Source organism: Candidatus Poribacteria bacterium, assembly GCA_021162805.1.
Classification (GTDB): Bacteria; Poribacteria; WGA-4E; order B28-G17; family B28-G17; genus JAGGXZ01.
The window spans coordinates 1-10,002 of sequence record JAGGXZ010000061.1 but is presented as its reverse complement, the minus strand read 5'-3'; the positions used below and the strand labels follow the sequence as shown (position 1 = coordinate 10,002).

At 49.1% G+C, this 10,002-nt stretch carries 8 protein-coding genes; all 8 read right to left on the bottom strand.

Features of this window, described 5'->3' with window-relative positions:
* Positions 1-173 precede the first annotated feature (173 nt).
* Entirely contained in the window at positions 174-485 is a 312-nt protein-coding gene (locus tag J7M22_04830) for a PD40 domain-containing protein (GenBank protein ID MCD6505933.1), read from the bottom strand.
* 52 nt (positions 486-537) lie between these two features.
* Entirely contained in the window at positions 538-1,635 is a 1,098-nt protein-coding gene (locus J7M22_04825) for a PD40 domain-containing protein (protein ID MCD6505932.1), read from the bottom strand.
* 470 nt (positions 1,636-2,105) lie between these two features.
* Positions 2,106-3,995, bottom strand: coding sequence for a hypothetical protein (locus J7M22_04820; protein MCD6505931.1), 1,890 nt, complete (start codon positions 3,993-3,995; stop codon positions 2,106-2,108).
* Entirely contained in the window at positions 3,992-5,575 is a 1,584-nt protein-coding gene (locus J7M22_04815) for a hypothetical protein (GenBank protein MCD6505930.1), read from the bottom strand. Before J7M22_04815 ends, J7M22_04820 begins: the two co-directional genes overlap by 4 nt.
* Before the next feature lie 22 nt (positions 5,576-5,597).
* Complete coding sequence (locus tag J7M22_04810; protein MCD6505929.1) at positions 5,598-6,449, bottom strand: glycosyltransferase family 4 protein; 852 nt, start codon at positions 6,447-6,449, stop codon at positions 5,598-5,600.
* An 855-nt stretch (positions 6,450-7,304) separates the two neighbouring features.
* The gene (locus J7M22_04805) at positions 7,305-8,267 is read right to left on the bottom strand and encodes a PD40 domain-containing protein (protein MCD6505928.1); all 963 of its coding nucleotides are present in this window, start codon (positions 8,265-8,267) and stop codon (positions 7,305-7,307) included.
* Positions 8,268-8,686: 419 nt separating this feature from the next.
* On the bottom strand, positions 8,687-9,112 hold the full coding sequence (locus J7M22_04800; GenBank protein ID MCD6505927.1) for a hypothetical protein: 426 nt from the start codon (positions 9,110-9,112) through the stop codon (positions 8,687-8,689).
* 13 nt (positions 9,113-9,125) lie between these two features.
* The coding region (locus J7M22_04795) for a hypothetical protein (GenBank protein MCD6505926.1) at positions 9,126-10,002 on the bottom strand (877 nt) is incomplete at its 5' end.

Genomic DNA, 10,002 nt, shown 5'->3' with positions numbered 1-10,002 from the left:
GCCGATTATCAGGCGTATAAGGTGACGGACGTGCTTTTGAGGTTCAACTACAGGTTCCTCTCCGCCGAGGGCAGGCCGGCCGAACACAGGGCGGAGATGGAAGCGGTCGCCGAGCTATGAGGGATGAACTCCCTCAAAACGTGTCTTTGTCGAAAGCCCTCGAATGTGACGGATCACGCCCCTCCTCCTACGTCCCAGAACCGCGGATCTCTGTCAGATGCAAATGCTATCCATCTGCCATCCGGTGACCAGGATGGGGAGGCGTCTCTAGCTTTCAGGTTTGTGAGATTTCGCAAATCTCCCCTCTCCAAATCCAACACGAAGATGTCGGGCAATCCCCCCACCTCCGCCGCAAAAGCGATCTTCTTCCCATTAAGTTCCATCGTGTAGATGTTCATGCACTCCTTTTGCACCCTGAGAGCGTGGAAAGCTACGGTAGGCCTGGACGGCTGCGCGAGGATGGAAAGCGCAGCCGTAAATAACAATAAAGATCCTCCTGCGAGGATTAAGAGAAGGAAAGATCGGTGTGGCATAGCATCATGGAGAACTCTTCATAACCCCCCAAAGCGTTTTTTTCAATCTTACAGCCTTCACACCCACAACCCCTCCGAACATATCAGGATGTCTTATCAGGAACCCCCTCTTATGATAGATCATCCTGAATCCCCTCCCATCCCTGCCGATCATGCATAAATCCTGTCCTCCTTCCTCATCCCCCACCGGCACATGTCCCAGGGCAAATAATATATGCTGACCATCACTCGACCATGAAGGATAACAAGCCGTGTAGACGGGATACCTATCTTTAAAATCCGTCACCCTCCTCCGACTACCTCCGTTTGTATCCATGAGATAGATGTCTATATTTGAATGTGTATGGGCAAGGTCACCCTGAACCGTGAAGGCTATCTGTGTTCCATCTGGTGACCATGAGGGTTCACCTTCCGTCAAGCCTCTGGTTTGAGTTATGTTTCTGAGGTTCCCTCCTTCGGAGTCCATTATGTATATGTCACGCGACCTTGCTCCTCCCGGGTCCCAAAACCGTGGGTCTCTATCGGATTCGAAAGCTATCCATCTCCCATCGGGCGACCATGAGGGTGATGTATCCTCTCCTAGATCACAAGTTAGATTTCGAACCTTACCTGTTTGAAGATCCAGAACATAGATGTCCTTATTGAGCCCCCCTACTCCAAGGGCGGCAAAAGCGATCTTCTTCCCATCAGGAGACCAATCTGGATCTTGGGGGAGGGAGGTTCCCGTGTTTAACCTTTGATAATCACTTCCATCCCAATTCATGATGGCGAGATCCCAACCTGAGTAGAAAGCGATCTTCCTCCCATCAGGTGACCAATCAGGACGGGCATCATGCCATGGGTTGTTAGTCAGTTGTTTGATCTCTTCCCCCCTGAGATCCATAGTGTAGATATTCCAGAATTTCTCTCTCTTCCAATTGAGGCCCTGAAAAACGATCCTCGGTTCAGGAGGCTGTGCCGATATCAAGATGGTCACACCGAGCAATAACAACAATCCCTCTATCAGGATCAGAGAGATGGGAGATGGTCTCCCCCGTGCCATATCGATCCCCCCTTTTATCAATCCGTAGAAGAGATGTATCCCCTCCGGGATGGCTTTCATGGTTGACAGTAATCCCATTGGGCAGCCGTGCAGGCTTTTGTGCATGCAACGAAACTACCAAAAGCACATCAGCGGGAGAAATTGTTAGACATGCTTGACCAACACTTTCCAGGGATAGCTTATGGACAATAGTGATCTGTAGCAGCTGTGCATGCGCTTGCGCACACGACTCCTACAACAGGGAAATCGCACCAGCGACGACGGCAATATATCTCAATGCCAAGTGGGTCATTGCAATCTTCGTCAAAACTGCATGTCACACAGTTGGGATCTCCCTGGATAGCCTGTGCTGTTCCAACGTTCATAAGCAGAGTCGCAAGAGCAGATGTGGCCAGAATGGCCCCCATCCGAGCCGCCTTCTGGGCGTCTGTCTCCCCAGACTCGCTGAGGATGAACTCTCTCAGACGCGCTTTGCTCGAAAGCCCCCGAATGTGACGGATCATACCTAAATCACCTCCTTCACCTGAGATTTATTCACATAATCCTCCCCTTCTCTTTCCCAGAATCCCCCATATCGATACTCTTTTCCCGTTCAGAAGGAGAGTAGGAGAAGCTCTTATGTCCAATTCCTCGGTCCTTTTCATGTTCTCTTCAAACCATTTCAAGCCATCCCCGCTTTCTATAGTTCTGTTCACCTTACCGACGTCTATCCCCACTTTCACAGCGCACTTTGTCCATGAAGCTTTCAAATCCTTCGCTCTACAGAGAAGGTAGTCGAAGAACTTATCGGGATAAAGCTCCTGCATTACAACTTGTCTTATATCCTCCATCAGCTCAGCCTCGCCGTGCATGCTCTTGAAGGGAATTTCCTCCTTTTTTGACTCGGCTTTTTCGGCTATGAAGTATATCTTGAAATCTATTTTATCCCTGTATTCCCTCACTTTGGGGATCAGCTCCCTCTCAGCAGCTACCCCAAAAGGGCAAAAACTCATGACAAACAGTTCAAGCTTAGGTTTTAACGTCCCACGAGCATGCTGGGCGATAAGCTGGTCAAAACTTACAATCTTCTGGGAATGATCGACCTCTTTCCAAAGCAGTTTTTCCAACCGGTCAAATCCCGGGGAATGCTCCGGGGTATGGCAACGTGTACACACATTAGGCCTGACTTTACCTTTGATATTCTCCTTTGTCGGATTAAAGGAGTGTTTCCTTCCAGGCCCATGACATGATTCGCATCCCACCCCCGCCAGCTTTTTACTCCTTTCGTCTCCTATTTGGTACCCTGTCTCGTATCCGAAGCCGGTTGTATGGCAGATAACGCAATCGGGATAAAAATACCTGTTCTTCCTGAGAAGCGTTCTGTATGCGCCTGCATGGGGCGTCTGTGACCATTGATCGTATTCATCGGTGTGACATGAACGACACTCCTCTGAGCCGATATATCTGTTGCCGTTAAGTGATAGGAGCTTTCCTTCTCTCTGATATCTCTTGTTTCGTGCTACTGTCTTGTAAAATTGATTCAGGATAGCTCTTATCTCCTGATCATCCGGCACATCATCTCCCAGCAGTATACTCCCTGAGAAGGTTTTCATTGAAGGCAGTTTCATGGCCAGAAATCCAAGCCTCTCACCTTTAGGGCTTGAGAAGAGAAGATATGTCTCATCAATCTTTTCCTGATCGCCGCGCTCGCTTGAAATGATATAATCTATCCCCTTCACCTCCTCAGCAACCTTCCGGATTTCCAAGACAGGCAGGTTGGAGAGGAGCAGGACTATATCCGCCTTCTTCCTGAGCCTAGATAGCTCCCCCTGGAGTGAGGTTATCAACACCTCCTCTGAATACGCACCTTCAGGTTTTGAGAGCCCTAAAATGCCAATCTGAACCCCTCCAACCCGTTTGATTAAAGATGGAACAATCCCTGTCGTATGAACGTTCGCTGATATGAGTGTGATGGAGGATTTAGATAAAAGATCTATCTCATCACCCTCCGGGCAGATAGCGTCATATCCCATCTTCCTCATGCATTCGAGATAGACCTTTGTCCGTAATCTGTCCAGTGGTTCATCTCCTTGGAGTATCCCTCCGGCGTCTACCAACAGGATGGGGGTTTTCTTCCTTAATCTTTTGATAACGGTTGCTCTTCTGGCAACTCCTCCTGATTGACCTTCAAAGCACCCACATGTTTCCAGATACCCTTTGGTGTTCCCCGTGAAAAGTATTATAAGGGAAGGGTTCTCGGTTTCGAAGAGTTTCAAGGCATCTTTCAACTCCATCCCTTCCTGCTTTACGGCCTCTTTCCTTATCTCCTCGATCTTTTTCAGACGTCTTCTCTCGCTCCATTTGGGGTAGAGTATAGGTGAAACCAGAGCTAGGGATAGGATGAAGGATAAAAGCAGCATGTATCTCCTCTTTATCCTCATTTCTCACCTCTGTTTGAGCGCATATATTTCAGAACCGTTTGAATCTCATTTGAGGAGAACTCCCTCTCCATGGTCAGTTTCAAAGCTGATTCGAAGCTTACATTCGATAAATCGGGAAGCAGGAAAGCCGCCACTTCGATCGCTCCCCTGCTTTTTACGTAATGATACTTGAACACCGGATTCACGTTCACATAACGAAGCTTCTGATCAAACCGGTTGCCGTGACACTTGTGGAAAACCTGTACGAGAGTTCGAGCTGACTCCATCCACGAGAGGGATATGGGCTCTCTTTTTACCCTCTCCTCCTTGAGATAGGAAACAAGGACATCCGAGAGGTTACCGGCTGTGGCATACGATTCGAGGAAAGTCAAATGAGGCAATGCATCTCTTTCACCGATAAGCCCGTGAAACTCGCCTAAAACGACGCAAAAACATCCGGCATTCAACGCCATCAGAAGGGGCAGAACAGGGATGCCAGGGGCGTTTTGGTAGATGAAAGCATCCATCCGGGAGAGGAAAGCGTTTAAAACCATCAGATCATGATGGGAGGTCAAATCTAACCATAAGAGATTCTGCAATCGGTCTCCGATAAACGGCCTTGTGAGGGGATGAAGGCTGATAAAAGTCCAGTTTTGATGGTTTAAACAAAGGGCAGGTAAAATCGAAATCTCCTCTGGCTTGGAAAGCTCCAAGCTCATCCCTACCAGCTTCTCCCCCACCACTTTGTGTGGGAATCGGGCCTGAAGCTCCCTCCGGAAGGAATCCTTATCCAGATTCGGAGGTGCGGGTAAATTATCCGTCCCTGGCAGGATAAGGGTGAATGGGGGCACCTCCTCGACGACATCCCGTAAGAAGGATAGAATCCAGGGAGCATCCCCGGTGATCGCATCGAACTCCCGCATAACGGAGGCATGCTGAATTGAGACGTTAACGCTCGTCCTCCATGATAAGGTTTCGTTCTGGATATAGGAGACCACCGGGAGATCCACATGTCGATACCACATCAGATCCATAGTGGATAGAGGGGAGAGCAAAAGCACACCATCACAGTCTGACGGAACGGCTTGAAGGATACACCGCATCGACCATTCGCTAACCGGGACTCTTTCCACCCCTTCAGATGGGAATAAAGTCTCCTCGCCCAGATCACCTGAAAGCTTAGGGAGGATGAGAGAGACGTCGGCATATTTTGTTAAGGCGGTTAGTAAGTTGTAATGGACCCAGCGGGTTATGAAACCTGTCTGAGGTTTGAACAGAAGGAAGTTCGGGCTGACACATAGATGGAGTCGTTTAGAGGAGATGGTGGACCGGGTCTCGTTCACGCTTGAAAACAGATATCCCCGCATGTCAAGAGCTTCGAGTAACAGAAAAATCCTCTCCAGATAACCCCTGTCGAAGGTATCCCTTAATTTCTCCAGAATCTCCTTCCTGGTATGGGATTCACATAGATGCAGGATCTGCCGCATCGGTTCTGGAGCTGGCAAAACGATCCCTTCATCTAAATCGGCGATGTACCACTGATTTTCAAACTGGAACTCGTGAAGACGATGGAGACGTCTGGGCAAACCAAGGGCATCCATGGGTTCCTCCTCCGAATAGAACCTATACTGAGAGGGCTTGGAGAAACTGGCGAACCCGGCGAAGGAGGGTTTTCGCTTCCTCCCGGCCGCAAAACCGATACAGTATAACCTCAACCTCATGCCAGGTGTGGTGTTTCAACAGAGCCAAAGCCAGACCCTCCTCCACACTTTGAATATATGCCTCAAACATCAAGAGCCTCTTACGATCTTCGGTGATACCGGCTAGAATAGATTGATAATCCAAACTCCCATCGCTTTCGTGAAGGAAAGGCGTGAAGAAAACCGATACTTCAGGGCGTTGAGGGGAGGGATAACGAAGACGACGGTTAAGCTCATCGAAAAGCTCCACAAGCTCGCGAGCCGCTTTCTCCCATGTGAACCCTAAAGCCCTTCTGTGAGCCATCTCGCCCAGGCGAAGCCGTCTCTCCGGGTTATCCAATAACTCCCTGATCGCCTTTGCCATCTCCTCGGCTGAGACATAACCCGCTATGCTGCCCATCTCATCGGAGTAAGTCTCCGCCGGCACCAACACACCTGTATCCCCCACCACCTCCGGGATTCCGTCAAAACGAGATGCCACAACAGGTGTTCCACAGGCCATTGCCTCTAAGGCGACCATGCCGAACGTTTCCTCCCCCACTACGGACGGGAAACAATGGATATCAAAGGCGTTGAAGAACAGAGGTAGGTTTTCCCTGGGTTGCGGACCTGCATAAATGAAGTTGTCCGGCAGTGACACATGCTCATAGAACATGAGGGTGGGAGCAACGGCCACGAAGAGAGCATCGGGGATCATTCGGGCGATTTGCAGATAGGTTCCACCTCCCTTCTCCGGTTGTAACCTGGAGAGGAAGCCCACAATCGGCTTTTTCATAATACGTTCATCTCCGAGCATCTGAGCTACTTTGCGTTTCGCCTTCCTCTTGTCCATTGGACGAAACAGCTCATGGTCCACCCCGTAGTGGGAGACGTAAAAGCAACCCTCATCCATCAGGTATTGAGCATAAAACGATTTAACGGAGTTAGTGGGAACCACGAAAGCGTCGCAGTCTCTCAAAGCGCTATACCAGAGGAAAACCTGATTTATTAGAAGGCCGCTATGTCCCCTTAGGGCGTAAAGAGGAACTACCACAGGAACAGGAAGAAAACGCAAAAAGGGAATCATAAAAGTGTCACGGGTGGATTGGAGAAGAATACCTCGATAATCCTCATTCAACAAATGTGCGATGAAGGCGGGGTCCTCCGGGTAAAAAGGGACAGCGTAGATACCCTCATCAAGAGTTTCGCTTTTCCCCCTGCAGATATCTACATCGACGTAATACTTTCCCAAAGCCTTGATAAGGTAATGTAAGGCAATTAGAAGTCCCCCGGTTCCATATCGAATATTTGCAACAAACGTCTGAGGATTAGGGCATAAATAGCGAGGGCGTTCTTTAGAGCGAGTTATTTCAAATTCTTTCCTATCTCTTTCAAACTTCTTAAGATGCTCTAGAGCGGATCGAATTTCCTCTTCAGGATAAGAAGATTTGAGCTCCCTAATGACGGAGCCATCGCTGAGTCTATCATACCGCTTTAGAATTTGCCATGTCAATTCATCAATTTCCACCGCCTGGTATCGGATAAGATCGGCTAAGAAAAACCTGTTTTCCTGGCGAAAAAGATAGATATGCTGAAGCTGCTTTGAATACTGAGTTGATCTGCTCATGTTTTGCAGCCTCCACCCTTTATCTCATTTGTTGAACCATTTAAGCCAACCCCATATTGTTATCCATTTATCATAGAAAGAGACAGAAACAGTAGGATCAAACCATGATGAAGCCACATCATGCCAGGGATTATTGGTCAATCTGCGAACGTTTCGTCCATCTACATCCATCACGTAGATCTCATCTTGTCCACCTTCCAGTCGTGTGAAGGCGATCTGACGCCCATCGGGTGACCAAATGGGATATCTGTCAGGTAAAGGGTTATGAGTCAAATTATGTTGGTTCCTCCCGTTTACGTCCATTATGTAGATCTCAGCATTTCCACTCCGAGCCGAATGGAAAGCAATCTTTTCACCGTCAGGTGACCAAGCCGGGTGCCAACAATTTCCCTGATCAGCTAGCTTTCGGACAATTTCCCCGTCCATATCTATCACATAGATCGCCTCATGTTTATCTCGGTCAGACTGAAAGGCAATCTCTCTACCATCGGGTGACCATGTTGGGGATCTATCCCTCGCAGGATGTTTGGTGAGATTTCTGATATTCTTCCCATCCGCATCCATCACATAGATATCCTGATTACCATCCCGTGAGGAGACAAAAGCGATCTTTTTCCCATCAGGTGACCATGCTGGAGACCCATCATCCGCCGCGGGATCATCAGTTAGGTTCTTAGGTTCTCCCTCCCCCTCAGCATCCATCACGTAAATATCAAAGTTCCCACTGCGATTCGACGCAAAGGCGATCTTTTTCCCATCGGGCGACCAGGCCGGTTGCCAATCATCGGCGGGATGGTTAGTTAGTCTCTGGATATTCCCACCATCGGTGTCCATCAAGTAGATCTCGAAATTCCCATCCCGATTTGAGGTGAAAGCGATTTTCGCTCTCTTGGGCGGTTGTGATTGAACGGTTATCAATACCATTACACCGCTCAGAGAGAGGGCACTGCTCAATATCAGACACGTTAATCTCCCTCTAAACCTCATTTTCTCATCCCCGAATTACGGTAAGATATGGAAGCGTCTCCGAAGGGGATAAGTACATCCCCTTCGGAGGAGTACTTTCTCTTGAAGGGCTTAGGAATCGTCAGGTATGCAGGAATTTTCCTGAGACCACGTGCAGGCTTTGACACAATCGCAGGTCTCAAAACAGAATCGAGTGCGACAGAATGGGCCCGGTCCAGGAGATGTCCATGTGCAATCAGCATCGTCATTGCACTGAACGCATGTAGGATCGCAGCCTGCTCGCGCTGTTTCCACACTCATCAGCAGGGTGGCAAGAGCGGAGGTGGCCAGGATAGCACCAACTTGAGCTGCCTTCTGTGCGTTGGTCTCCCCAGACTCGCTCAGGATGAACTCCCTCAGACGCGCTTTGCTCGAAAGCCCCCGAATATGGCTGATCATGCCTAAATCACCTCCTTTCCCTTTATTTCCCGGAGGATAATCCCCTCCCAGAGAAAAACAAACTCCCCCACTTCTTTCAGTCTATCAAAGATATGCCTGTGTGTCCCATACCAAAGTTTCGGAATCTCCTCATCGTGAACCTTCCTCGTCTCCCAAAGCTCCAAAAGGGTGTAGCCGCTTCCAGGGGCAAAGTCATCCACTATCTCCACGCCGATGCAACCCCTAGCTCCTTTCAAAGCGGGAAGCCACTCCCTGATTAGAAACTCATAAAGTTCGGACTTCCTGACTCCCTCTTTCATCCGAAGGATATAGATAACCCTATACGGGTTCCCATCATAATTCTCCCAATCAGGTTCACTGAAGGGAGCATATGAGGATGAATCTTTCGTCCCGGTAACCCTTCTGAAAGCCCGTTTCAACCATTCCATTTTTGATCATCCCTCACCTGAGCAGAAAGGAATATATCGGCCCCCGACATATGACCGTCAGTAAGACACCCAGTGTGATAAAAGGGGCGAAGGCGATCGTTGCGGGTACCATCCCCGCCTTTTCTTCCGCGAGCGCCGAGTTTATCAGGGAAAGAATCAGCGGCCGCAAAAGAGCATAGATGCCAACATAGATGCCGATTAGGATGAAAAGAAGATGTTGAACTCCTCTTGGGACGGAAAAACCCATATAGATGAAGATAACAAGATATGCCAGGGTTCCTAAGAGGGGGACGAGAATTTCAACCCCCTTGGAGCGCGCCCAGAAGATGATCGCCTGATAAACCCCGATAGCCAGCAAAAATCTCACGAACGAGCCGGGGGCGATCGAAAGCCTAAGCTTCAAAGCTATTATCTCCACGATTACCGAAACGGCGATCCCCACCCCAACAAACCCGAAGAGGCCGAAAAGCCTTGTAAGAATAGCTTTTGGAGAAGTAACGGTTCGAATAACGCGTAACCTCTCCTCCCTATCCGTCTTAAAAAGGGCGTAGATGAACAGAACGACCAGATAAGGGATAAATACGTTAACGCCCAACACGATAGGGGCAAACATATAGCCCTTCGGCGATTTGAAAAGGAGAGGGGGCAAAGCGACACAAACAGCCCAGAACAGCTTCGCATCTCCAGGGGCAAAGAAGTTAAAAATGTAGGACAGATAGGCCAGGACAGCTCCGCCGAGCGTCACCGATATGAGATAGGAGAACGGAATCCAACCTTGAAGCCAGAAGATCACCTGCAGTATGAATCCGCAATAGAGCAACCCAAGGCTGCAGAAGTTCCTAATCCTCCGCTCCTTTAAATCGGTGATACTGGCATAAAGACAACAGCCG